The 21,650-nt window shown below is 62.6% G+C and carries 24 protein-coding genes; 12 read left to right on the forward strand and 12 right to left on the reverse strand.

Features of this window, described 5'->3' with window-relative positions; translation table 11 throughout:
• Positions 1-12: 12 nt before the first annotated feature.
• From U9970_RS05465 to U9970_RS05480, 4 genes are read right to left on the reverse strand one after another with little or no spacing between them, the layout of a single operon-like run.
• Positions 13-705 (reverse strand): DevA family ABC transporter ATP-binding protein, encoded by a 693-nt coding sequence (locus U9970_RS05465; RefSeq protein ID WP_322765657.1) that lies wholly within the window; start codon positions 703-705, stop codon positions 13-15.
• On the reverse strand, positions 705-1,877 hold the full coding sequence (devC, locus tag U9970_RS05470) for an ABC transporter permease DevC (RefSeq protein ID WP_322765658.1): 1,173 nt from the start codon (positions 1,875-1,877) through the stop codon (positions 705-707). Before devC ends, U9970_RS05465 begins: the two co-directional genes overlap by 1 nt.
• Positions 1,877-2,812 (reverse strand): HlyD family efflux transporter periplasmic adaptor subunit, encoded by a 936-nt coding sequence (locus tag U9970_RS05475; RefSeq protein WP_322765659.1) that lies wholly within the window; start codon positions 2,810-2,812, stop codon positions 1,877-1,879. Before U9970_RS05475 ends, devC begins: the two co-directional genes overlap by 1 nt.
• Positions 2,809-3,504 carry a phycocyanobilin:ferredoxin oxidoreductase gene (locus U9970_RS05480; protein ID WP_407653106.1) on the reverse strand — a complete coding sequence of 232 codons (696 nt, stop codon included), beginning with the start codon at positions 3,502-3,504 and terminating at the stop codon, positions 2,809-2,811. The genes U9970_RS05475 and U9970_RS05480 overlap by 4 nt, the downstream gene beginning before the upstream one ends.
• A gap of 133 nt (positions 3,505-3,637) precedes the next feature.
• Between U9970_RS05480 and U9970_RS05485 the strand changes: the two genes are divergently transcribed.
• Together U9970_RS05485 and U9970_RS05490 are read left to right on the forward strand one after the other, a co-directional pair.
• Positions 3,638-4,906: a M16 family metallopeptidase gene (locus U9970_RS05485; RefSeq protein ID WP_322765661.1), complete on the forward strand. Its 1,269-nt coding sequence runs from the start codon at positions 3,638-3,640 to the stop codon at positions 4,904-4,906.
• Positions 4,903-6,201, forward strand: a complete 1,299-nt coding sequence (locus tag U9970_RS05490) for a M16 family metallopeptidase (RefSeq protein WP_322765662.1) — start codon at positions 4,903-4,905, stop codon at positions 6,199-6,201. Before U9970_RS05485 ends, U9970_RS05490 begins: the two co-directional genes overlap by 4 nt.
• Positions 6,202-6,222: 21 nt before the next feature.
• Here U9970_RS05490 and U9970_RS05495 read toward each other — a convergent pair whose 3' ends face one another.
• Positions 6,223-6,495 (reverse strand): NAD(P)H dehydrogenase assembly family protein, encoded by a 273-nt coding sequence (locus U9970_RS05495; protein WP_322765663.1) that lies wholly within the window; start codon positions 6,493-6,495, stop codon positions 6,223-6,225.
• 78 nt (positions 6,496-6,573) lie between these two features.
• Here U9970_RS05495 and U9970_RS05500 point away from each other — a divergent pair, with 78 nt between their 5' ends.
• Genes U9970_RS05500 through U9970_RS05515 form a run of 4 tightly spaced genes read left to right on the forward strand, consistent with a single transcriptional unit; the run spans position 6,574 to position 11,317 of the window.
• Entirely contained in the window at positions 6,574-7,149 is a 576-nt protein-coding gene (locus U9970_RS05500; RefSeq protein WP_322765664.1) for a biotin transporter BioY, read from the forward strand.
• A complete protein-coding gene (gene lspA, locus U9970_RS05505; protein ID WP_322765665.1) occupies positions 7,146-7,613 on the forward strand; it encodes a signal peptidase II in 468 nt (155 codons plus the stop codon). Before U9970_RS05500 ends, lspA begins: the two co-directional genes overlap by 4 nt.
• Positions 7,594-9,759 carry a transglycosylase domain-containing protein gene (locus tag U9970_RS05510; protein ID WP_322765666.1) on the forward strand — a complete coding sequence of 722 codons (2,166 nt, stop codon included), beginning with the start codon at positions 7,594-7,596 and terminating at the stop codon, positions 9,757-9,759. Before lspA ends, U9970_RS05510 begins: the two co-directional genes overlap by 20 nt.
• 10 nt (positions 9,760-9,769) lie before the next feature.
• On the forward strand, positions 9,770-11,317 hold the full coding sequence (locus U9970_RS05515) for a DUF697 domain-containing protein (RefSeq protein WP_407653085.1): 1,548 nt from the start codon (positions 9,770-9,772) through the stop codon (positions 11,315-11,317).
• A 195-nt stretch (positions 11,318-11,512) separates the two neighbouring features.
• Here U9970_RS05515 and U9970_RS05520 read toward each other — a convergent pair whose 3' ends face one another.
• The gene (locus U9970_RS05520; protein WP_322765667.1) at positions 11,513-12,928 is read right to left on the reverse strand and encodes a pyridoxal phosphate-dependent decarboxylase family protein; all 1,416 of its coding nucleotides are present in this window, start codon (positions 12,926-12,928) and stop codon (positions 11,513-11,515) included.
• Positions 12,929-13,022: 94 nt separating this feature from the next.
• Here U9970_RS05520 and U9970_RS05525 point away from each other — a divergent pair, with 94 nt between their 5' ends.
• Positions 13,023-13,511 (forward strand): nucleoside deaminase, encoded by a 489-nt coding sequence (locus U9970_RS05525; RefSeq protein WP_322766037.1) that lies wholly within the window; start codon positions 13,023-13,025, stop codon positions 13,509-13,511.
• On the opposite strand, the gene U9970_RS05530 is transcribed toward U9970_RS05525, so the two are convergent.
• Positions 13,474-14,667, reverse strand: a complete 1,194-nt coding sequence (locus U9970_RS05530) for a pyridoxal-phosphate-dependent aminotransferase family protein (protein WP_407653086.1) — start codon at positions 14,665-14,667, stop codon at positions 13,474-13,476. The genes U9970_RS05525 and U9970_RS05530 overlap by 38 nt on opposite strands.
• Positions 14,668-14,714: 47 nt before the next feature.
• A complete protein-coding gene (locus U9970_RS05535) occupies positions 14,715-15,233 on the reverse strand; it encodes a globin family protein (RefSeq protein WP_322766039.1) in 519 nt (172 codons plus the stop codon).
• A gap of 208 nt (positions 15,234-15,441) precedes the next feature.
• On the opposite strand from U9970_RS05535, the gene glnA reads away from it, so the two are divergent.
• Positions 15,442-16,860, forward strand: a complete 1,419-nt coding sequence (gene glnA, locus U9970_RS05540) for a type I glutamate--ammonia ligase (protein WP_322765668.1) — start codon at positions 15,442-15,444, stop codon at positions 16,858-16,860.
• Here the strand turns inward: glnA and U9970_RS05545 are convergent.
• A complete protein-coding gene (locus tag U9970_RS05545) occupies positions 16,848-17,102 on the reverse strand; it encodes a hypothetical protein (RefSeq protein ID WP_322765669.1) in 255 nt (84 codons plus the stop codon). The two genes, glnA and U9970_RS05545, sit on opposite strands and share 13 nt — an antisense overlap.
• Before the next feature lie 139 nt (positions 17,103-17,241).
• Here U9970_RS05545 and U9970_RS05550 point away from each other — a divergent pair, with 139 nt between their 5' ends.
• Entirely contained in the window at positions 17,242-18,300 is a 1,059-nt protein-coding gene (locus U9970_RS05550; RefSeq protein ID WP_322765670.1) for a class I SAM-dependent methyltransferase, read from the forward strand.
• On the opposite strand, the gene U9970_RS05555 is transcribed toward U9970_RS05550, so the two are convergent.
• On the reverse strand, positions 18,297-18,566 hold the full coding sequence (locus U9970_RS05555) for a hypothetical protein (protein ID WP_322765671.1): 270 nt from the start codon (positions 18,564-18,566) through the stop codon (positions 18,297-18,299). The two genes, U9970_RS05550 and U9970_RS05555, sit on opposite strands and share 4 nt — an antisense overlap.
• 52 nt (positions 18,567-18,618) lie before the next feature.
• Between U9970_RS05555 and U9970_RS05560 the strand changes: the two genes are divergently transcribed.
• Positions 18,619-18,954: a DUF6439 family protein gene (locus U9970_RS05560; protein WP_322765672.1), complete on the forward strand. Its 336-nt coding sequence runs from the start codon at positions 18,619-18,621 to the stop codon at positions 18,952-18,954.
• On the opposite strand, the gene U9970_RS05565 is transcribed toward U9970_RS05560, so the two are convergent.
• Together U9970_RS05565 and U9970_RS05570 are read right to left on the reverse strand one after the other, a co-directional pair.
• Positions 18,881-19,330 (reverse strand): ATP-binding protein, encoded by a 450-nt coding sequence (locus tag U9970_RS05565; RefSeq protein WP_322765673.1) that lies wholly within the window; start codon positions 19,328-19,330, stop codon positions 18,881-18,883. The genes U9970_RS05560 and U9970_RS05565 overlap by 74 nt on opposite strands.
• Before the next feature lie 55 nt (positions 19,331-19,385).
• Entirely contained in the window at positions 19,386-20,114 is a 729-nt protein-coding gene (locus U9970_RS05570; protein WP_322765674.1) for a GUN4 domain-containing protein, read from the reverse strand.
• 68 nt (positions 20,115-20,182) lie between these two features.
• On the opposite strand from U9970_RS05570, the gene mnmH reads away from it, so the two are divergent.
• Together mnmH and psb28 are read left to right on the forward strand one after the other, a co-directional pair.
• Positions 20,183-21,250 carry a tRNA 2-selenouridine(34) synthase MnmH gene (gene mnmH / locus U9970_RS05575; RefSeq protein WP_322765675.1) on the forward strand — a complete coding sequence of 356 codons (1,068 nt, stop codon included), beginning with the start codon at positions 20,183-20,185 and terminating at the stop codon, positions 21,248-21,250.
• A 24-nt stretch (positions 21,251-21,274) separates the two neighbouring features.
• A complete protein-coding gene (gene psb28 / locus U9970_RS05580; RefSeq protein WP_322765676.1) occupies positions 21,275-21,646 on the forward strand; it encodes a photosystem II reaction center protein Psb28 in 372 nt (123 codons plus the stop codon).
• The last annotated feature ends 4 nt before the right edge of the window (positions 21,647-21,650 follow it).

Here is a 21,650-nt window from a genome sequence, read left to right on the forward strand (position 1 = left end):
CGAAATTCCACCCTACTCAATTGCGAAGGCGCCCTTGCTCAATTGACCGTCCTCCATCTGCACCAGACGGTCTGCTACATCAAGAATCCGAGGGTCGTGGGTCACCATCAACACGCCGCATCCCTGGTCCTTGGCTAGCCCCTTAAGCAGCTCGACAACCTCTCGCCCGGTACGGGAATCGAGAGATGCGGTGGGTTCATCGGCCAATAGGAGCTGGGGCCTAGCGGCTAGAGCTCGGGCGATCGAGACCCTCTGCTTCTGCCCGCCAGAGAGATCGTGGGGCAGCTTGCTGAGATGGTCACTCAACCCTACGGCCCGCAACCATTCCCGAGATCTATCCCTACGGGCTCGATAACTGAGCCCTTGCAGCAGGTCTGCACCCATCTGTACGTTTTGCTCCGCCGTCAGGCACCTGAGCAGGTTGTGGCCCTGAATGATCATGCCGATCCTGCGGCGCAGCTTGAGCCGGGCTGAGCGACTTGCTCCCTTGAGCTCTTCGCCAAACACCTGTACCGAACCCTCCTGCACCTGCCGCAGAGCTCCAATCAGGGTCAAGAGGGTGGTTTTACCGCAGCCGGAGGGGCCGGTAAGTAGCACCACCTCACCGGGATCAACGCAAAGGCTGATGTCTTGGAGCACCTGACGGCGATTGACGCCACTTCCAAATGAATGCTTCAAGCCATCCAGGCGCACCATCGCAGCCATCAGAAAATCTCCGCCGGGTCGGCATCACCAAGGCGACGCATCGCCAGGGTTGCCGAGCCCATACACATCACCAAGATCATGATGAACACTGTCAGTGCGCGGGTCAGGTTCATCGATACGGGTAGCTGGGTGGCGTTGCGCACCAGTAGATAGAGACCCTGGCCAGCGGCGTAGGCAGGCAGATAGCCGAACACAGCCAGCAGCATCCCCTCCCTAGCCACCACTCCAAGCAGGGTGGGCAGCCGGTAACCCATCGCCATCAAGGTGGCGTATTCCGGCAGATGATCGCTGACGTCCGAATACAAAATCTGGTAGACGATTACGCAGCCCACCACGAAGCCCATAGCAGCACCGAGGGTGAAGATAAAACCGATTGAGGTGCTTGATTTCCAGTAGTTCTGTTCAAAAGCGATAAAGCCAGCTTTGGTCAGCACGCTTACGTCATCTGGTAAATCCCGCTTCAGCCTTTCGACCACCGCATCGGCATCGGCTCCAGCTCGCAAGCGGATCAGGCCCACCTCAATGCTGCCTGGAGGAGTATTTGGCAATAGCTGGAGATAGGTCTCCTGGCTGGTGAGCAGATTGCCATCAGCACCAAAGGAGGTGCCGAGCCCCACTAGGCCGGCCACCCTTACTTTCTTGCCATTGATCTCGCTTTCGACGGTGCGTCCGCTGCGAAACCATTCGGCTACAGGGCCAAATTCTGGCCTGGAGAGCTCATCAAACAGCACTCGGCCCCGATCCTGTAAAAGCTTTGCCTTGGGAGCGAGGCTGGGGTCGGTGAAGAGGGGATCGGCAGGTTCAAAGCCCAGGGTGAGGATTGAGCGGGTTGCCTTGGTATCTGGGTTGCGCCAAAGCAGCAAATTCCAGTGAACCGGAGTAACCCCCTCCACATCTGGATCTGCCATGGCCTGCACCAGACGGCGGCGGGGAAAGCCGGCCATGCTTACCGAGCTGCTGGAGCGGGGGCTGATTAACACCAGGTCGGTGTCAAAGAGGCGGTGAATAGTGACGCTGGCATCAAACAGGCCGTCCCTAAAGCCCAGCTGCATAAACATCAAGATGCCGGCGAAGGCGATGCCAGCCAGGGCGACAGCCAGGCGCACGGGCTGGCGAGTCAAAAGCAGCCAGGCAAGGGGAATGCGGCGGCCCTGCCAGATACGGCCAAGCATTAGGGCTGCCCAGGCGCCCTGGTGGCAGCGAGGCGCGCAATCACCTTTAAGCCCGTGAGATCGCGCACTCGCTGGCTATCGGAGGGATCTAGGGCTACCCGCACCTCCACAACCCTGGCATCCGCGTCACCGGTGGGATCAGTTGAAAGCACTGAACGCTGCCGCACCTGGGGACTGATCCGAATCACCTCGCCCGTAAGCGCGCCTTGATAACCGCCGTTTTCGCTGATCAAAGAAACGCTCTGGCCAAGGCGCACCCGGTCGATGTCACTTTCATAAACCTCCACCACGGCCTGCATGCGGTTACTAGCGCCGAGCTCAAGAACGCCTGTTTCAGTCGGTCGCTCACCAACTCGGGCGTGGAGTTTGAGCACGGTGCCAGCCATGGGCGCCCGCAGTTCGGTAAGCAGCAACTCAGCTTTGAGTTTTTCGCCTTCTGCCCAGGCCTCGTTGCGGTCCCCCTGAAGCTTGAGCAGGTCCGTCTCGCGGTTGTCCAGCTCACCGCTTGGTATGGCTCCAGAGCGACTCAGCTGGCGGTAGCGACGGATATCGCGGGTTTGTACAGCCAATCTGGTATCAAGGTTGCGAAGGCGAGCCTCAATTAGCCGTTGTTGGGCCACAAGGGTGGGCGCTGTGTCAAAGCGGGCTAGCAGCTGGCCACTGTTGACACGGTCGCCTTCCTCAACCAAAAGCTCGGAGATCCGGGGGCTGCCGCCAATGCCACTGATGGGGGCCGCCAGCAAGCGCACATCACCAGCCGGCTCCAGCCGTCCGAGTGCTGCCACCGCTTCCTGATTACGGGGAGTTGCCGCAACCACCGGTGCTTTGACGGCAGGGGTTCGCTGCTGGCGAACCACGGCGACAGCCAAAACAAGCAGCAGGGCCGCACCCCCAAACCACCAAAGCCGGTTTACACCCAGCAAGGCGCGCTTCACGGTGCCGGCGGATCGTCGAACAGCAACTCCTCGATGTAACGGTCTGCCCACTCCGGATTGAAGGCCTTCTCCAGCACCCGGCGAGTCTTGTCGTTTTGTTTCTGTTGCTTGCAATACCGGAGCTGACCCTGCCATCTGGCAACCGTAGCTGGGTGGGTCGGTGCCTGAGGCTCACTTGCGGCTATAGCCGACGCCAGCACATCGAGAAAGCCGCTTACCTCGTCGAGAAACGCGGCCTCCTCTGCGGAGGTCGTGGGCCTGACAAAGCGAACGTAGGGCGAAAAAATTGAGCCCCAACCCGGCAGCTCCCGTTCCTGTTCAAAGCTGCTACGGGGTCTGGCGGCAAGAGCCTCGGCGATGCCGGCCGGTAGCTCGCTGCAAACTGGCGAGAGGTCGACAATGGCGGCGGAGACACCGGCCGGGCCGGCCACGATGTCTGCCCCAAATACAGGCAGGTCGAAGCGGGGATCCGGGAAGAGTACACAGTGCAATATCTGCAGTCCCGCTCCAAGCCGAGCAGTTTCCAGGTGCAGCTTGCGCAGTCCTTGACAGCGACGCAGCTCGTTGCGTATGAAAAGAAATTCGCCATCGAGTGTGCCAGTGATGGCCTCGAGATCGGCAGAGACCGCAAGCGCTTCCAGTTCGGGCAGGCCTTGCCAAAACCTACGAATCCGCGCCGCAAGGTCCTCCATCAGGGGATGAATCGCACCGCTTCCGGCGCCAGAACCGTCGAGGGCAGCGTCGGGACTCTGAGACGAAGCGGGGGCGGAACTCACGACAGGAGGTGCAGCCAGCAGAATGCAGATCCTGCCACGCATCTGAGCCTTGCCCCTGGCCCCATCCCAGCCCCTGCTGCCAGGCCTGGCTAACCCCAGCGATCAACTTCTGGCCAACGGCGCCACTGTGGTCAGCCTGTTTTTGCCCGATTCGCCGCTGGTATGCCTCGACTTTTGGTGCCGCGCAGGCAGCGTTTTTGAATCCGCCGCCGAAAGCGGCATGGCCCATTTCCTTGAACACATGGTGTTCAAGGGCAGTGAGCGGCTTGGGCCTGGCGAATTCGACCTTCGCATCGAGGCGATGGGTGGCAACAGCAATGCCGCCACTGGCTTCGATGACGTTCACTACCACGTTTTGATCCCACCGGAGGCGGCGGCAGAAGCCCTCGACCTACTGCTCGATCTGGTGCTGCATCCCCGCCTCGATGCCGCAGCATTTGACATGGAGAGGCAGGTGGTGCTTGAGGAGCTGGCCCAAAGCGAAGATCAGCCCGATGAAATCGCTCTGCAGCAGTTACTTCGACTTGGCTGCCCAAAGCACGCCTATGGCCAACCGATCCTGGGCCAGCGCGAACTGCTTCTTGAGCAGACACCTGCTGCCATGGCCGCCTTCCATCGGCGTCTTTATGGCGCCAACCGTTGCGTGCTGGCCATGGGCGGCGCCCTCGAGCCGGAGACCCTGGCCGAACGCATCGCTGGAAGTGGCCTGGCCCAATTGCCGCTGGTGGAGGAGCCTCGCAGCCGGCCAGCCCTTGTGGTGCAGCCAGGGGAGCATCGGATCGAAGTGCCGCGGCTGGAATCGGCGCGCCTACTGATGCTTTGGGGTTTGCCTCCCGCCTCTCAGTTGCACGACGTGATGGGCGCAGACCTGCTCACAACCGTGCTGGCCGAGGGGCGACGCAGCCGCTTAGTGGAGAAGCTGCGCGAGCAACTGCGCATCGTGGAAAGCATCGATCTCGATCTGCATGTAATGGAGTTCGGCAGCTTTGCCCTGCTGGAGGCAATCTGCGAAACGGACGAGTTGGCCTCCGTTCGCAAAGCGATTGATGCGGTCTGGTGCGAGCTGTTGCAGGAGGGTATGGCTGAGGCGGAATGGCAGCGGGCCCAGCGTCTTGTGGCCAATGGCTACCGCTTTGGTTTAGAAGCCGCTGGCGGTGTGGCGGGCCTGATCGGCAACAACCGTCTCTGGGGGCGACACCACCGACTGGAGCTGCCGCTCGAAGAGATTGGTTGCTGGAGTGCATCCCAATTGCTGCAGCAGGCCGCCCCCCTCCTTGATCCCAGTCGGGCCTGCGTTCTCGAGGCGGTGCCGGCATGACCAGCACCCATTCATCCTCGGCCAACTGGCAGCACACCAGCCTTCAGGGCGGCCTACCGCTGATCTGGCAGCGCCGGCCTGGACCGGCGATCGTGGCCTGCCGGTTGTGGATACGGGGCGGCAGCAGTCAGGACCTGCCTGGCCAGCGCGGGGCTGGCCAATTGCTGGCCGGCTTGATGACCCGCGGTTGCGGCAGCTACGGGCCTGAAGCCCTGGCCGACCTCGTGGAGGGTCGCGGGGCCGCCCTGCGCGCTGAAGCTGCCGAAGACTGCCTGGTGATCAGCCTCAAGTGCGCCAGCAGCGACACGAGCGAGCTGCTGCCCCTGTTGCTGACAATGGCCAGGCAGCCCTGGCTTAGCCCCGACCAACTCGAGCTAGAGCGGGACCTGAACCTCCAGAGCCTGCAGCGCCAGCGGGAAGATCCGTTCCAGCTAGCCCACGACCAGCTGCGCCACATGCTCTATGGCGATGGGCCCTATGGCCACGACCCCCTCGGTGTGGATGGGGAACTAGCTGCCCTGCACACCGAGCAGATAGGGGCGTTGGTGCCTGAGCTCGGCCAGAACGGCGCCCTTTTGGTGGCCTGCGGTGATCTGGATGATGAACTGCCCCAGCTGCTCAATCCCCTGCTTAATCAGTGCCCCTGGACCACGGCCCCGCCAAGCCCCGGCGCCGGGCCCGGCGCAGCCTCCGGGCTGGAGCGCTTTGCCTACTTGGAGCAGGACACGGAGCAACTGGTATTGATGCTGGGTACGGCGACCGTGCCCCTGGGCGATCCGGACGGGCTGGCCCTGAGGCTGCTTCAGGCTCACCTGGGCATGGGCATGTCCAGCCGCCTTTTCGTGACCATGAGGGAGGAGCGGGGCCTGGCCTACGACGTTGGGGTCCACATGCCGGCACGGCGCGGCGCTACTCCCTTTATCTGGCACCTCTCCACTTCCGCTGAGCGGGCAGAAGAGGCCACCACTGCTCTTCTCGAGGAGTGGCAAAGGGTTCTAGATCAGCCCTTGAGCGCCCCTGAACTCGCTTTGGCAAAGGCCAAATACCGCGGCCAGGACGCCATGGGGCGCCAGACCTGCGGCCAGATCGCCGATCGTCAGGCGCTGGTGCTGGGCCATGGCCTGGGCTGGAGCTACGTGGAGGAAAGCCTGGAGCGGGCCCAGCAACTGGATGCCGGCACCCTGCTGGCGGCAGCTCGCCGCAGGCTTTCCGTTCCCGCCCTCAGCATCTGTGGTCCAGCGCCAGCCCTTGCCGCCGCAGAAAAGGCCTGGCACCGCCACGCTCTCAGTGCCTGATATGGCTTGCCAAGTGCCTGATTAAGGCTCAGCAGCTTGTAGTTGGTCGGCTTCCAGCAAAAAGGTGCCGCGGCGAAAGCGAACTGCCAGTTGATTGCGCGCCTTAATGGCCAGCACCTGACCCTGCTCATCGCTGTCCACCAGGTCTGGGGGACGCAACATCGGCATTGAATCAGCTGTTTTTAGATAATTGGGCCGGCCCTTCAGCTGCACCGCATCGCCCACACCAAAAGGCAGTTGCCCCTCGGCAAAAGGCAGTGGCTCCAACGACTCGGCTCCTAGTGGCTCTTCCATAGCTTCTCTTGATAGCTCGAAGTTAGCGGCCCCATTGGCACGACCCCCCAAAATGGGAACCAGAAACGATGTGATCAGTTGAGGGCCCTAGCCACCTGGAGCGGCGCAATCGCCGGTCTGCTGCTGATCTTGGTAGGCGGGCTGATTCAGGCCGCCGCCCCGCTTCCGGCCGCCAGCGGCGGCTGGAACCTCGCAACCCTGCCAATCACCCTCCAGGTGCCTGCCCTGCTGTTAACCGCCCTGGTCTGCGGCCCTCGCAGCGGCATGCTCGCAGCAGTTGCTTACCTGAGCCTGGGCCTGTTCCAACTACCGGTGTTTCAGGGCGGAGGTGGTGCCGCCTACCTCTTGGATCCTGGCTTTGGTTATCTAGCTGGCTTCATCCCGGCTGCCTGGCTCACCGGCAAGCTCGTGCGGCAGCAGGGCATGGACGACCTGCTGGGTTTGTTTGGCGCCGCAGTGGTTGGGCTGGGCGTCCTGCAGGTTTGCGGCATAGCCAACCTTTTGCTGGGAGCACTGGCTGGCCGCTGGGGACCAAATCTTGGAATCCTCCTATTCAGCTACAGCCTGGCGCCCTTGCTGCCCCAGTTGCTCCTGTGCTGCGCCGTAGCCCTGGTCGCCCTGCTGCTGCGCCGTCTGCTGCTGGTGGAGTCATGAGACGGCTGCGCAACCTCGCCTACACCAGCGCTGTAATGGTGTTGGTGCTTGACCAGCTCAGCAAGGCTCTAGCCGTTACCAATCTGCCGCTCGGGAGCAGTTCAGCTTTTCTGCCCGGGCTGCTTTCCCTGCAGCTTGTTCGCAACTCCGGAGCGGCCTTCAGCCTGTTCAGCGGCAATCCCCAGCTACTTGGCCTGGTGAGCCTTCTGGTCTCCATTGCTGTGGCCGTTTGGATTCAAAAGCAGGGTCAAATGACCCTCACCCGGAGCCTTGGGGTAGGGCTGCTGCTGGGGGGAGCTCTTGGTAATGGTCTTGATCGCTGGCGTCTTGGCTATGTGGTGGATTTTTTAGCCCTGGTGCCGGTTTCCTTCCCGGTGTTCAACCTGGCCGATGTGGCCATCAACCTGGCGGTGCTTTGCTTCGCCATCGAGCTGCTGGGTAACCATGGCCAAAAAGGCGTTTGAGGCCCTAGGCCGGCGCTGGCAGCGGTTCAGCCAGCCAGGCCAAGCCCAACTCCAGCTGCACCTACCAGGCCAAGCCTCGCGCCTGCTGCCCCTGCACCCGGGCACCTACCGCATCGGGCGCGACAACGACTGCCAAATTTGCGTTGACCATCCGGCGGTCAGCCGCGAGCACGCCCTGCTGGAGCGGCGCGGATCCCACTGGTTGCTCAGCGACGACAGCTCAACCAACGGCCTGTGGTGGCAGGGCCGGCGGGTGCAGAAGTTGCTGCTTCGCGACGGCGACAGCCTTCGCTTCGGCCCCAGCCAGGAGGCGGGACTGCCCGAGCTCGATTTTCAGATCCGCCCCCTGCCCCAGTTGCAAAGGTTGCTGCGGGCAGCGAGCTTGATGCTTGCGGCGGCGGCCCTTGGCGGCCTTGGCTTGCAGGCCATCTCTGGCCTCCAAGTGCCGATACGCGGCAGCCTCGCCACGGTGCGAGGCCCCCTGGTGCTCTACGACCGGCAGGGCAAAGCAATCGCAACAGCCCAGGCCAAGGAGCATCGGGAGCTCAAAGCCTTGCAGGGCTATCCCCGGGTGTTGATCGATGCCCTGCTTGCCAGTGAGGACAGCCGCTTCTGGTGGCATCCCGGCGTCGACCCGGTTGGCACGGGCCGTGCCCTTGTTACCAACGTGCTCGGAGGAAGGGTGCTGGAGGGGGGCAGCACCCTCACCCAGCAACTGGCCCGCAGCTTGTACCCCGATCAGGTGGGTCAAGGTGAAACCCTTGGCCGCAAGTGGCGTGAGCTGCTGGTGGCACTCCAGCTCGAGGCCCGTTTCAGCAAGCGGGATCTACTGCTGAGCTACCTCAACCGGGTTTATTTGGGTGTTGGCTGGGGTTTCGAGGATGCCTCCCGCCACTATTTCGGTAAGCCCGCCAGCGACCTGAAGCTTGAGGAGGCCGCCCTACTGGTGGGCCTACTTCCCTCACCCAATGGCTACGACCCCTGCTTCGATCCCCAGGCGGCCCTGAGCTCCCGCAATGCCGTGCTCAGCAAGATGGGTGATACGGGCCGCATCAGTGCCGATCAGGCCCGCAGCGGCCGCCGCAGCCCAATCCGGCTTTCGCCCCAGGCCTGCCGCAGTAGCAGCTCTCAACGTGGAGTCCCCTTTTATTCAGACCAAGTCGGCCGCGACCTCGATCAACTGGTGGGGTCAGAGGTGGCGGCCGAGGGCAATTTCCTGATCGATACCTATTTGGATCGCAACCTGCAGGAGCAGGTGGAACGGTTGTTGCGCCAACGACTTAGCTCCAGCAAGGCGCTGGGGGTAGGGGAGGGGGCCGTGGTCGTGCTCGATTCGCGCACCGGCGGCATCCTGGCCCTTGCCGGTGGCCGCGACTACCGCCAGAGCCAGTTCAATCGGGCCACGATGGCCCTGCGCCAGCCCGGCAGCACCTTCAAGCTGATTCCCTATTTGGTCGCTCTCGAGCGGGGCGGTAAGCCCAGTGATCCAATCAGCTGCTCGCCATTGCGCTGGCGCGGTCAGAGCTTTAGCAGCGGCTGTGGTGGCAAGTTGAGCCTGGTATCTGCCTTTGCTAGCAGTAGCAACACGGCAGCGCTGCGACTGGCCCAGCGAGTAGGGCTTGATGCTTTGGTGCAGAAAGCTCGCGATCTTGGCTTCACTAGCCCCCTGGCGGCCGTGCCCGGATTAGCCCTCGGCCAGAGCGAGGTAACCCTGCTGGAGCTCACCGCTGCCTACGCGGCGATCGCCAACGGTGGCGTTTGGCATTCCCCCAGCACAATTCGGCGCCTTACGGATGGAGAGGCATGTAGCGGCCAGTCATCAAGCCAGTGCCGCCAGGCCAACGCCCCCACAACATCCCAAGCGGGACGCCGGGTAAGCAGCGAGGCGACGGCCAGCGCCATGCAGCAGTTGCTGCGGGCCGTGGTGCAGCGGGGTACGGGCCAGATGGCCAGTCTGGGCGGTCAGGAGGGTGGCAAAACCGGCACAACCAACGACAGCCGCGATTTGCTCTTTGTCGGCTATGAGCCTCAGCGCCATTGGGTGGTGGGTATCTGGTTGGGTAATGACGACAACAGCCCCAGCCGCGCCAGCAGCGCCTTGGCTGCAGGACTGTGGAGCGAGATCATCCGAGCAGCCCGATCCTGATGCCTGAGTTGTGAGCACCCGCACCCGCCTGTGGATGATCGCCGGTCTGGCTGTACTGGCCCTGATTGCCGTTGGCGCAGTGCTGCAGGGGGTCAACAACCTCTACTGGCAACTGAGCTGGTACCTGCCGAGCTGGATCGTTCAGCCGGTTTTTGCTCTTGTGTTCGCCGGCTTTGTGCTGCTGCTGGTGCAACTGGCCTGGCCTTGGCTGCGGACCATTACCGGCAAGGCAAGGCCAGGAGCGGCTGCCAGCTTGCCGCCGCCGGGTAACCGCCGGGAAGCGGCCGCCCAAAATCTGGCCGCCATCGATCAAACCCTCGATCGGGTGCGCGATGCGGTGGAGCGGGAAGCCCTGAGTCAAGAGCGGCAGCGCATGCAGGCCGAGCTGGAACGGGGCGATCTCGTGATTGTGCTGTTTGGTACGGGCTCTGCAGGCAAAACCTCTCTGATCCGGGCCCTGCTGCAAGAGCTGGTGGGCAAGGTGGGAGCTGCCATGGGATCTACCAGCGAAACCCAGCGCTATCGCCTGCGGCTGCGCAGCTTGCAGCGAGCCGTGGTTTTGGTTGATACGCCAGGCATCCTCGAAGCAGGTGCTGCTGGGCTGGAGCGGGAGCGGCTCGCCCGCGACCAGGCAAGCAAGGCGGACCTACTCCTGCTCGTGGTGGACGGCGACTTGCGCGCCGCCGAGCTTGAGGTTTTTGAAGCCCTGGCTGGCCTTGGCAAGCGGCTGATGCTGGTGCTCAACAAGTGCGACCTGCGCGGCGAGCAGGAGGAGGCGAGGTTGCTACAGCTACTGCGCCAACGCAGCCGTGACCACATTGCGGCCGAAGACGTGATCCCCGCCAGCGCGGCACCCCAGAGCGTGCCCATGCCAGGCGGGCGCCCCTTGCAGCCAGCTGCCGAGGTAGATGCCCTGTTACGCCGCATCGCGGCCGTGCTCCACGCCGACGGGGAAGAACTGATTGCCGACAACCTGTTGTTGCAGTGCCGGCGGCTCAGTGAGGCCAGCCGCTCCCTGCTGACCAGGCAGCGCCGCAGCGACTGCGAGGCGATCGTTGATCGCTACATGTGGATCGGAGCCGGGGTGCTGGCCGTCACACCCCTACCTGGCTTGGACCTGCTCGGTGCCGCCGCTGTAAACGCCCAGATGGTGGTGGAGATAGCCCGTATCTATGGCATCAGCATGAGTCGCCAGAGCGCCCAAGATCTGGCCCTTTCCGTTGGACGCACCATGGCGGGCCTAGGGCTGGTGAAGGGGGGCGTCAGCCTGCTTAGTGCCGCCCTAAGTCTGAACGTACCTGCTCTGGTTGTGAGCCGGGCCATTCAGGCGGTCAGCGCTGCCTGGCTCACCCGGGTTGCGGGGCTGAGCTTCATCACCTACTTCGAGCGCGACCAAGACTGGGGCGACGGCGGTGTGCAGGAGGTTGTGCAGCAGCAATACGACCTCAGCAGGCGCGACGGGGCCATGAGTCGCTTCCTTAAAGCCGCCTTCAACCGGGTGGTGCAACCGCTGCAGGCAAAGCAGCGGAGTTTGCCGCCAAGGCCTGGGCCCGATTGACCGGCAGCTCACCCAAGGCCTCCGGTGGCGGTGGCTGCAGTGGCCCCCGGCTATCAAGCACAACGATCATGGCCAAATAAAGAACGCCGATTAATACCGAAATGGCGCCAGTCACAATCGCGACCCAGCGACCGCGGCCGGAGGTTGTCACAGCAGGGGGTTCACTAGGGGGGTCACTCACAGGGGGAAGGGCTATCAGGTTTGATCATCGAGGCTGGCATGCACCACCCTGGCGAGGTTCTCGAGGTGGGCTGGCTTGGTGTGGGGGTTGCCAAGCACGGCCTTGAGATGGTGCCGCCCGGCGTATTGAGGGCGAGAAAGCATCAGCTGCTCCTGGAGCAGTCGCTGGCGAGTGCGATCGCTCCAGGCCTGGCTGCCGGCAGCGTCAAGTTGATGGGGGGTGAAGGCCAGCAGATGGAAGGAGCCACAGACCAACTGCAGCCGCTCGTTTGGTGCCAGTAGGGCCTGAAGCTGGCGCCGACGCTGAATAGCCCCATCGAGCACCGCCTCTATGCCCAGCAGGCCAAGCTGCCGCAAACCCAGCCAAAGCTTGAGAATTTCGGCGGGGCGGGTGCCCTGCAGACCACTTTCACCACCGTGGCTACCACCCCAGCTCGGCTCCATGTAGGGCAGTCCGGTGTGGAAGGCCTCCGCCAGGGCCTGGGGGCGAGCCAGCAACAGCAAGGAGGAGGTTTTGGTGATTCCCAGCAGTTTCTGGGGATTGACCGTGATCGAATCGGCTCGCTCCAAGCCAGCAACCCGATGGCGGTGGGTAGGCACCAGGCCAAAGACGGCACCGATAGCGCCATCCACGTGCAGCCACTGGCCGCGCCGCTGGCAAATACCAGCTATCTGACTGAGGGGGTCGACTGCTCCCCGAACAGTGGTGCCAGCGGTAGCGACTACCGCGATCACAGGCAGCCCAGCCCGCTCGAGTTGATCAAGCTCTACTTCCAAGGCGCTTGGATCTAGTCGGCCCTGGCTATCCACTGCCACCGGCCGTAGGGCCTCAGGCGGTAGGCCCATCACCGCCAGTGCTTTAGCGAGGGAGACATGGGCATCAATGCTTGCTACCACCACCGCCCGGCCGTCTATGGCCAAACCGCGCTGTCGTCTCGCCGTGACCAGAGCCATCAAGTTGGAAAGGGTGCCGCCGCTGGCGGCCACACCACCACTACCCACAGGTAGGCCTAGCTGCTCAGCCAGCCAGGCAGTGAGGCTGCGTTCAAGGCGGCTCAAGCTGGGGGACAATTCCTCCGCCAACATGTTGTTGTTAAGGCCGGCGCAGATCAAATCTGCAGCAACCGAGGCCGGCAGAGGTGGTGGGTCGAGATGGGCAAGGGCACCGGGGTGGTTGGGATTAAAGGCCCCATCCATCACCAACTGCAGATCTGCCAGCAGGACCTCTGGAGCCAAACCGTGACCCTCCGGCACCACCGGGGGCAAAACACTCAAGCCGGGTAGGGGCGAGCGTTCAGCAGCGCTACCAAGCCAGACACAGAGCTGCCGAGAAGCCTGCTCTAAAAAGTCCTGCAGCCTGGGATCTAGCTGCTCCGGACTGGCGAAGGGCAGGGGCTGGCTGGCCCGCGGGGCAGGGGTGGCGCTAGCCAACGAAAACCGATCGGGTCAAGCCATTCTCACCTGTGGAGGTGGGCTACAAGTGGGTTTGTGCTGCGGGCACTAAGCAGTGGATCGTTCCCAACTCATGGGCCCACCAGGGCCCCAGCTGCAGAGCCAGTGGATGCAACTGCTGCTGCGCCACGCCGAACGGGCCGGAAACCAGGGCGAAATCCCCGTCGCCGCTGTGGTTCTCGATGAAGCGGGACTCTGCATCGGCTGGGGCAGCAATCGGCGCGAACAGCAAAACGATCCCCTTGGCCACGCCGAACTGGTGGCCCTGGGTCAGGCGGCTCGCTTGCGCGGCGACTGGCGATTTAATGGCTGCACCTTGCTGGTGACCTTGGAGCCTTGCCCCATGTGTGCCGGTGCCTTGGTGCAAGCCCGTATGGGAACGGTGGTTTTCGGCGCTACGGATCCCAAAAGGGGTGCGCTCGGCAGTTGCCTTGACTTAGCCAGCAACGCCAGTGCCCATCACCACATGACAGTGATCGGCGGGGTTTTAGGCGATCAGGCCAGCGATCTGCTGGCGAGCTGGTTTAGGCGGCGACGGCAGCAGGGGCAACCGCAGCCCTGAAGGCCGGCAGCTCGGTTTCAAACAGGTTGAGCAGGCGGTCGACGTTTTCAGGCTGGCTGTTGTAACCCATCAGGCCGATCCGCCAAACCTTGCCCGCCAGGGCACCCAAGCCTCCACCTACCTCAATTCCATGCGTGGTGAGCAGGTGCTGAGAGAAGGCTTTGCCATCAACTCCAGCGGGGATGCGCACTGTGGTGAGGGTGGGTAGGCGCAGGGCTGCCGGGGCATGCAGCTCCAGCCCGAGGCCTTCGAGACCAGCCCATAGGAGCTCGGCATTGCTGCGGTGGCGGGCCCAGGCTGCCTCCAGCCCTTCCTCGGCAAGCAGGCGCAGCGCTTCGCGCATGCCGAAATTCATATTTACAGGCGCCGTGTGGTGGTACACCCGATCGCTGCCCCAGTACTGATTCAGCAGGGTGACGTCCAGATACCAGTTGGGGACCTTGCCCGCCCGGGCCATCATTTTTGCCTCGGCTCGCGGGCCCATGCTGAAAGGACCAAGTCCAGGAGGACAGCTGAGGCCCTTCTGGCTGCAGCTGTAGGCCAGATCCACCTTCCACTCATCGAGGTAGAGGGGTACCGCTCCAAGGGAGGTGACGGTATCAAGCAAGAGCAGGCAGTCGTGCTGACGGCAGAGATCGCCGATGCCCTCCATGGGCTGGCAGATCCCGGTGGATGTTTCGGCGTGGACGATGGCCAGAATTTTGGGCCGATGGGTGGCTACGGCGTTCTCGAGTTCGGCCAGACTGAAGGCTTCCCCCCAGGGCTTCTCGATCGTCACGACATTGGCCCGGTAGCGACCGGCCATGTCGGCCAGACGCAGGCCGAAGTAGCCCTTGACGGCCACCAAGACGGTGTCTCCAGGCTCAATCGTGTTGGCCAGGCTGGCTTCCATGGCCGCACTGCCGGTGCCGCTCATTGGAATGGTGAGGCGGTTGTCGGTCTGCCAGGCGTAGCGGAGCAGCTCCTGCACCTCACCCATCAGCTCGACGTAGAGGGGGTCGAGGTGCCCAATAGGCATTCGGGCCAGGGCCTGAAGCACGGTGGGATGGGCGTTAGAGGGGCCAGGACCGAGCAGCAGACGATCCGGCGTGGCTATGGGAGCCAGCGTGCGGCGATGGGCTGAATTAACTGGTGGCAGCACGGGCAGAGGAACCAAGACCAAGATGAAACGTGTAAATCGAGCTTAAGCAGCAATTCCGGGGCCTAGCGGGCCCGCAGATTGGTGGCACCAAGACCACGGCAGAGATGGTCAAAGGGGGCACGAACCACTGCCGCGGATGCCACACCGGCGTCGAGCAGCATCTCGCAGACCACATCAGCCATCAAGGCAATGCTGCGCACGGTGGGGCCGCTCGGCACGCCAAGGCTCTTGTAGGTGTCGTCGAGACCATTCAGCACCCGCTCGTTGAGGATCGATGCGTCGTCGGCGATCAGGGCATAGCTGGCGTAACGCAGGAAGTAATCCATGTCCCGCAGGCAAGCCGAAAGGCGCCTTGTGGTGTAGGCGTTGCCACCGGGCAGGATCAGCTCGGGATCAGCAAGCCAGAGGCGCTGGGATGCCTCGCGCACGATGGCTGCAGCCTCACGGTTGATCAGCTCCACCGCAGCCAGGCGCACGCTGGATTCGGAGTAGTAAGTGCTGATGCGGTCGATCGCATCGCGGTCTAAGTAGCGGCCGAGCTGGTCATAACGGCCAATCAGACCAGTGATGGCATCGCGCATGGCGGAATCAAATCGACGCACCTGCATCGAAAACTAGCACTCACATTCCGCCAAATCCCAGGCCAGGGGTGGGTTCTGGGGAAGTTGACAGAAACGGTTACGCAATCCTCGCCGGCAGTTTGGTTACGGGCGATACCAATTAGCGTCCAGCCGATCCGTACGGTCCGGCGACGCCGCAACCGGTCGGCACCCATCCTTCTTGTTCGCAATGGCCCAAACAGCCCAAGACGTCCTCCGTCAGATCCATGAGGAGGGAATCGAGCTGATCGACCTCAAGTTTGTCGACTTGCATGGCAAGTGGCAGCACCTGACGGTCTGCCGCGACTTGATCGACGAGGCCTCCTTCAGCGATGGCGTTGCCTTTGACGGCTCCTCGATTCGGGGCTGGAAGGCGATCAACGAATCGGACATGGCGATGGTGCCTGACCCCAACACCGCCTGGATCGACCCTTTTTACAGCCACAAAACCCTGAGCCTTATCTGCTCGATCCAGGAGCCCCGCAGTGGCAAGCCCTATGGCCGTTGCCCCCGGGCCTTGGCCCAGAAAGCCCTCAACTATCTCGGTTCTACCGGTATCGCCGACACCGCCTACTTCGGTCCGGAACCTGAATTCTTTGTCTTCGACGATGTCCGCTACAGCTCAGGCAGCGGCACCAGCTTCTACAGCGTCGATTCAGTTGAAGCCCCTTGGAATAGCGCCCGCCTCGAGGAGGGCGGCAACCTCGCCTACAAGATTCAGTTGAAGGAGGGCTACTTCCCGGTCGCCCCCAACGACACCCTTCAGGACATGCGCACGGAGATGTTGCTCACCATGGGCAGCCTGGGGGTGCCGATCGAAAAGCAGCACCACGAGGTGGCAACGGCCCAGCATGAGCTGGGAATCAAGTTTGCCGAGCTGATCAGCGCAGCCGACAACGTGATGATCTACAAATACGTAGTGCGCAACGTCGCCCGTAAGTACGGCAAAACGGCCACCTTCATGCCCAAACCCGTATTCGCCGATAACGGCAGCGGCATGCACGTGCACCAAAGCCTCTGGAGAGGCGGCAATCCCCTGTTTTTCGGCGAAGGCACCTACGCCAACCTTTCCCAGACTGCCCGCTGGTATATCGGTGGCCTGCTGAAGCACGCCCCCAGCTTCCTGGCCTTCACCAATCCCACCACCAACAGCTACAAGCGATTGGTGCCAGGCTTCGAAGCCCCGGTGAACCTGGTTTATTCCCAGGGCAATCGCTCCGCCGCGGTCCGCATTCCGCTCACCGGGCCGAGCCCTAAGGCCAAGCGCTTGGAATTCCGCTCCGGCGATGCCCTGTCCAACCCCTACCTCGGCTTCGCGGCCATGTTGATGGCCGGCATCGATGGCATCAAGAATCAAATCGACCCGGGCGATGGCACCGATGTTGATCTGTTCGAGCTCTCCCCAGAGGAATTGGCCCGCATCTCCACTGTGCCGGCCTCACTGAATGGTGCCCTTGAGGCCCTCGATGCAGACAAGGATTACCTGCTAGCTGGTGGCGTCTTCACCGAAGACTTCATCAACAATTGGATAACCCTTAAATACGAGGAGGTGCAGCAGCTGCGCCAGCGGCCCCACCCCCACGAGTTCGTGATGTACTACGACGCCTGAGCAGGCGCCGGTGGGCAATAACGCAGGTGGGCGATCGCGCTTGCCTGCAGTTGCTTTGCGCGGGCCTGGCGCCTGGCCCAGGCCTGGAGCTGATGTAGGGCGTCGCCGGCAGGGTTGGGATCGTGGTGCTGGGTTATCTGGGCCAGTTCGGCGCCATGGAGGCGGTTGTCGCGAGCGTGCAACAGGCTCCAGGTTTGAAATTCAGGATCGGCATGCTGGCCTTGTAGGCGGGTCGTGGTCATGGCGTGCTCCCCTCTCTCTCAATCCAGTCTGCAGCTGTTTTGGTAGCGGTTGCTACTAAATAGCCATACCTTCACAGGTCTTCAGCAATCGCGGTATGAGTTCAAATTCGCTGGAATGGAAGCAAGCCATTGCCTCGCCATGCCCGATCAGCTCACAAAATTGGCCTACCAAACCATGCAGCAGGGCAGGGCGCTGCTGGGGGTAACTCATAAGGAGGTGAGTACCAGGCTGATGGGGTTGCTTGCTCCAGATGGCACGCCCAAAACCGTGCCAATACCGCCTGAATTGTTGGGCAGCCTCAGGCAGGCGATGGCTTCATTGCACGAGCGCGACTGGCAGGAAGCAGAACAGGGTCTTTACCCGCCATCTCTGCTGTTCGATGCCCCCTGGCTGGATTGGGCCAGTCGGTATCCACTGGTGTGGCTCGATATGCCCAGCACCTGGACTCGCCGCCAGGAGCGCAACGTGCGCGATTTACCCAGCAGTGTTGATCCAGATAATTACCCCGACTATTACCTTCAAAATTTTCATCACCAGACTGACGGCTACTTAAGCGACCACTCCGCGGCTCTCTACGACCTGCAGGTGGAAATTCTGTTTAATGGCACTGCCGACCCGATGCGGCGGCGGGTGCTGGCTCCCTTGCTGCGGGGTATCAAAGCCTTCGCCGATCGGCCAGCCGGGCAGGTGCGCGTGCTCGACCTTGCCACCGGCACCGGTCGCACCCTGCGCCAGATCAGGGCGGCTATGCCCAAGGCCCAGCTGGTGGGATTGGATCTTTCCAGTGCCTACCTGCGCCAGGCCAACAAATGGCTTAGCCAGCTGCCCGGTGAACTTCCCCAGCTAACCCAAGGCAATGCCGAGGCACTGCCCTTTGCCGACGCAAGTTTCCAAGCGGTCACCTGCGTGTTTCTATTTCATGAGCTTCCAGGCGAGGCCCGTCAGAACGTGATCAATCAGGCCTACCGGGTGTTGGAGCCCGGCGGGGTTGTGGTCATTGCCGACTCCGTACAACTGGCTGATTCACCCCAATTCAGTGCCGTAATGGAAAACTTCCGGCGGGTTTTCCATGAGCCCTTTTACCGCGATTACATCTCAGATGACATCGGTGCTCGCCTTGCCCAGCCTGGCTTTGAGGGCATCACAGCCCAAAGTCATTTCATGACTCGGGTCTGGACGGCCCGCAAACCTCGCTAGCGCTTCAGAAGCCAGGCCAGGAGCAGACCGGCTGTGGACCATCGCAGCCCACGCCAAAACAGCACCTCCTGGCGATAGGGGGGGGCTAGCTGCTCGGGCAGGGGATCAAGCAATCTTTGGGTTAACTCAAGACGCTGGCGTTGCCGCCGCTGGTTCACCCCGGAACTTTTAGCTGTCAATGAGGCCTGGGTGAGCAACCCATCCAGCAGGTGCAGGAGGCGAATTGGTTGGCGCACCGAGTGGTGGCCCAATGGTCGCGTCGGCATGGCCAGCTCCCAACGAGGCGTTACAGGCTTCAGGATGGAACCTCGAGCCTGTATGCGTCCAGTGCAAACCCCGTTGTCCAAGCAAAAACGAAGCTGGCCAGAAGGCTCCTTAGAGGTGGCTGTCGCTTTGCAGCGACATCTGGCAATAGGTGACCGGGATTGGCACGCCTTCAAGTCCCAGCGCCCACGGCGCGGCGCTGAGCAGCTTGCAGCAGCCCTGGTGCTGCTGCTTAGGGCCGATGATCCCGGGGCACCTCAAAGCTCGGACGCCCGCCGCCAGGCCATCGAGTTGGTTGAGCATGGGCTGGGGTGGCTCAAGGCTGAGCTGAGCGATCCTGGTTGCCCCAGCCACCGACCGGCGCCAGCGACAACGCTCTCTGCCGACTGACCGCCAGTTGCAACCGGTTGCCACGGTTGCTCCAGCGCACGTCATCGAAGCAGTGATGAATCAAAAACAGCCCGCGGCCACCCGCCGCATCAAGCTGCTCAGGCAGGCTGGTGCTGCGAGCCGCTGGTGGCACCCCAGCTCCCTCGTCCTGCACCTGCCACACCAGCCAGTTGGGGGTTTCAATGCGGCGCACTCTCAAGCATTTGGCTGGGTCGCAACCGTTGCCATGGCGGACCGCATTGACCAGTGCTTCTTGCAGGCCAAGCTGCACCTGACCCTGAAGCTGCAGGCAGCGAATGGGCTCAATCAACAGTTCCAACAGCGGTGCCAGCTGCAGCGTTGAAGGCGTGATGAAGTCCGACCAGCGCAGGGCCATCGGGCTGAGTTACGCAGGTGCCGTTTTGACCATACGCCGCTGCCTGCACCCTGGCTCAGGCCTTGATCCGCTGTTGCAGAGCTGGGTGGTTGAGCAGGGCATCCATCAGCCGTACGCCGCGCAGTTGATTGACAAGGGGCATGTGGCCCTCAGGGGCCTCAATGGACCACTGAAAGGAGCCGGGATAGCGCGTCCAGCGGCCTCCATCCTTCCAGGCCAACTTGGGCCAGAGCAGCTCCCAGCGGCCATTGCAACCGCGTAGCAACTTGCCCTGCACCGAAAAGCCAAAACGACCACGTGAAAAACAGACCCAGAGCCGATCTAGGCTGTCGAGGTCGGCGGCGGCGATCGGCGGCACCTCGCTGTAATACACGTAACCGCGACGTACGGCTTCTGGGCCGGCCAGCTGCCTCAGCAAACTGCTGGTGATTCGATCGGCTTCCTCAAACTGCTGAGCCATCAGGACCCGTTGCAGGGGTGCGTAGTCCAGGCCACAGGCCGACACCGTTGCAAGCCAGCCGTCGGGGTAGCGGACCAGAAACTCATCGCGCAGCCCATCCTGTTCATCGAGCAGGAGCTGAATTAAAAAACCAGCTGCCCAGTCATCTCCGGTGGCATCAATGCCGGCCAGATGATCTGGGATTAGGGGCCTCAAGCCATGGCTCTGCTGCTGAAGGGTGGCCAGCAAGGCACGCCTTTGACGGGGATTGCCGGCTTGAAAGCGCTCAAGCAGGGCCCTAGGGGTAGTGCCGGTAATGGCGGTGACCGGAGGTCCGGAAAGCATGGAAATGGAAGCCGAGCCTGAAGCAGTGCCAGCGTGGCCCACTATGTCAGCTGAGATCCTCAACAGTGATGTCGGGCCCCTGCCCTCCCCAAGATGTGAACGCCTTCCTGGCGGCCAAGGGGCCGATCGTGGACGTGCGCAGCCCTGGGGAGTTTGAACAGGGTCATGTGCCCGGAGCGGTCAACCTGCCTTTGTTTAGCAACGACGAGCGGGCCCAAGTTGGCACTATCTACAAGCAACAGGGACGGCAGCTTGCCGTGCAACTGGGCCTGCAATTGGTTGGTCTGAAGTTGCCATCCCTTGCCCAGGCTCTGTTGGAGCTTGCCGAAGCAGACCAGACCCTGCGCCTGCACTGCTGGCGAGGTGGCATGCGCTCAGGCAGCATGGCTTGGCTGGCTAGCACCCTGGAGCTGCCCGTTTTGCTGTTGGAAGGCGGCTACAAGGCCTACCGCCGCTGGGTGTTGGCATGTTTTGAGTCCGCCTGGCCCCTGCTGGTGCTGGGCGGTCGCACCGGCACGGGCAAAACCGACCTGTTGCATGCCCTTCGGCAAAGAGGGCAGGCGGTCGTTGATCTCGAGGGACTGGCCAATCACCGGGGCAGCAGTTTCGGTGGCTTGGGCCAACCACCTCAACCGAGCACCGAGCACTTCGAGAACCTTCTGGCTGCCAGCCTTACGGCCAGCGCAGGTCAGGCACCGATCTGGCTTGAAGCCGAAAGCGCCCAGGTTGGTCGCTGCCGTATTCCTGCGGGCCTGTGGCGCCAAATGGGTGAGGCGCCGGCTGTTGAGATCCAACGTCCTATGGCGGAGCGGGTTGAGCAACTGGTTTCCGTATATGGCAATCAAGGGGAGGAGCCCTTGCGCCTCGCTACCGAACGCATCGCCCGGCGGCTTGGCCCCCAGCGCACAGCAGTAGCTCTTGAGGCGATCGCCTCTCAAGACTGGGCAGCTGCCTGCCGGCAAATGCTCGACTACTACGACCGCTGCTACGACAGCGAGCTCAGCAAGCGCGATAAACCCCTGCTGTCCAGCTTCGATTTGGGCGGACTAGACCCCGATGCAGCTGCAGCTGAATTGCTGCATTCAGCTCCCTGGTGGGAGCAGGTCTGCTGGGGGTTAGTTAAGGCGGGCTCCTAGGATCGATTTTTGTCCCCGCTTGCCATGGGCGCCGCCATTCAGTTCTTCCGTGGGGTGGATGAGCCGGTCGTGCCCGACATCCGCCTCACCCGCTCGCGGGACGGCCGCACCGGCCAGGCTCTTTTCGTGTTCGACGAGCCCGATGCCCTTGCCCCCGAAAGCATGGGAGACATCACCGGCATGTTTTTGGTCGATGAGGAAGGCGAGCTGGTGACCCGTGAGGTGAAGGCCCGCTTCGTCAACGGCAAGGCCAGCGCCCTGGAGTGCACCTTCACCTGGAAGAGCACGGAGGATTTTGATCGCTTCATGCGCTTCGCACAGCGCTACGCCGACAGCCACGAGCTGGGCTTCTCGGGTAATAAAGATGATGATCAGCCCGAGCAGGACGAGGCCTGAGCCC

This window comes from Cyanobium usitatum str. Tous, assembly GCF_963920485.1.
In the GTDB taxonomy this organism is placed as follows: Bacteria; Cyanobacteriota; Cyanobacteriia; order PCC-6307; family Cyanobiaceae; genus Cyanobium_A; species Cyanobium_A usitatum_A.

Bases quoted from the DNA above. Each gene is read 5' to 3' on its own strand.
- U9970_RS05465 (WP_322765657.1), bottom strand. From the start codon at position 705: ATGGCTGCGATGGTGCGCCTGGATGGCTTGAAGCATTCATTTGGAAGT.
- devC (WP_322765658.1), bottom strand. From the start codon at position 1,877: ATGCTTGGCCGTATCTGGCAGGGCCGCCGCATTCCCCTTGCCTGGCTG.
- U9970_RS05480 (WP_407653106.1), bottom strand. From the start codon at position 3,504: ATGGAGGACCTTGCGGCGCGGATTCGTAGGTTTTGGCAAGGCCTGCCC.
- U9970_RS05490 (WP_322765662.1), top strand. From the start codon at position 4,903: ATGACCAGCACCCATTCATCCTCGGCCAACTGGCAGCACACCAGCCTT.
- U9970_RS05495 (WP_322765663.1), bottom strand. From the start codon at position 6,495: ATGGAAGAGCCACTAGGAGCCGAGTCGTTGGAGCCACTGCCTTTTGCC.
- lspA (WP_322765665.1), top strand. From the start codon at position 7,146: ATGAGACGGCTGCGCAACCTCGCCTACACCAGCGCTGTAATGGTGTTG.
- U9970_RS05510 (WP_322765666.1), top strand. From the start codon at position 7,594: ATGGCCAAAAAGGCGTTTGAGGCCCTAGGCCGGCGCTGGCAGCGGTTC.
- U9970_RS05525 (WP_322766037.1), top strand. From the start codon at position 13,023: ATGGGCCCACCAGGGCCCCAGCTGCAGAGCCAGTGGATGCAACTGCTG.
- U9970_RS05535 (WP_322766039.1), bottom strand. From the start codon at position 15,233: ATGCGCGATGCCATCACTGGTCTGATTGGCCGTTATGACCAGCTCGGC.
- glnA (WP_322765668.1), top strand. From the start codon at position 15,442: ATGGCCCAAACAGCCCAAGACGTCCTCCGTCAGATCCATGAGGAGGGA.
- U9970_RS05545 (WP_322765669.1), bottom strand. From the start codon at position 17,102: ATGACCACGACCCGCCTACAAGGCCAGCATGCCGATCCTGAATTTCAA.
- U9970_RS05550 (WP_322765670.1), top strand. From the start codon at position 17,242: ATGCCCGATCAGCTCACAAAATTGGCCTACCAAACCATGCAGCAGGGC.
- U9970_RS05555 (WP_322765671.1), bottom strand. From the start codon at position 18,566: ATGCCGACGCGACCATTGGGCCACCACTCGGTGCGCCAACCAATTCGC.
- U9970_RS05560 (WP_322765672.1), top strand. From the start codon at position 18,619: ATGCGTCCAGTGCAAACCCCGTTGTCCAAGCAAAAACGAAGCTGGCCA.
- U9970_RS05565 (WP_322765673.1), bottom strand. From the start codon at position 19,330: ATGGCCCTGCGCTGGTCGGACTTCATCACGCCTTCAACGCTGCAGCTG.
- U9970_RS05570 (WP_322765674.1), bottom strand. From the start codon at position 20,114: ATGCTTTCCGGACCTCCGGTCACCGCCATTACCGGCACTACCCCTAGG.
- mnmH (WP_322765675.1), top strand. From the start codon at position 20,183: ATGTCGGGCCCCTGCCCTCCCCAAGATGTGAACGCCTTCCTGGCGGCC.
- psb28 (WP_322765676.1), top strand. From the start codon at position 21,275: ATGGGCGCCGCCATTCAGTTCTTCCGTGGGGTGGATGAGCCGGTCGTG.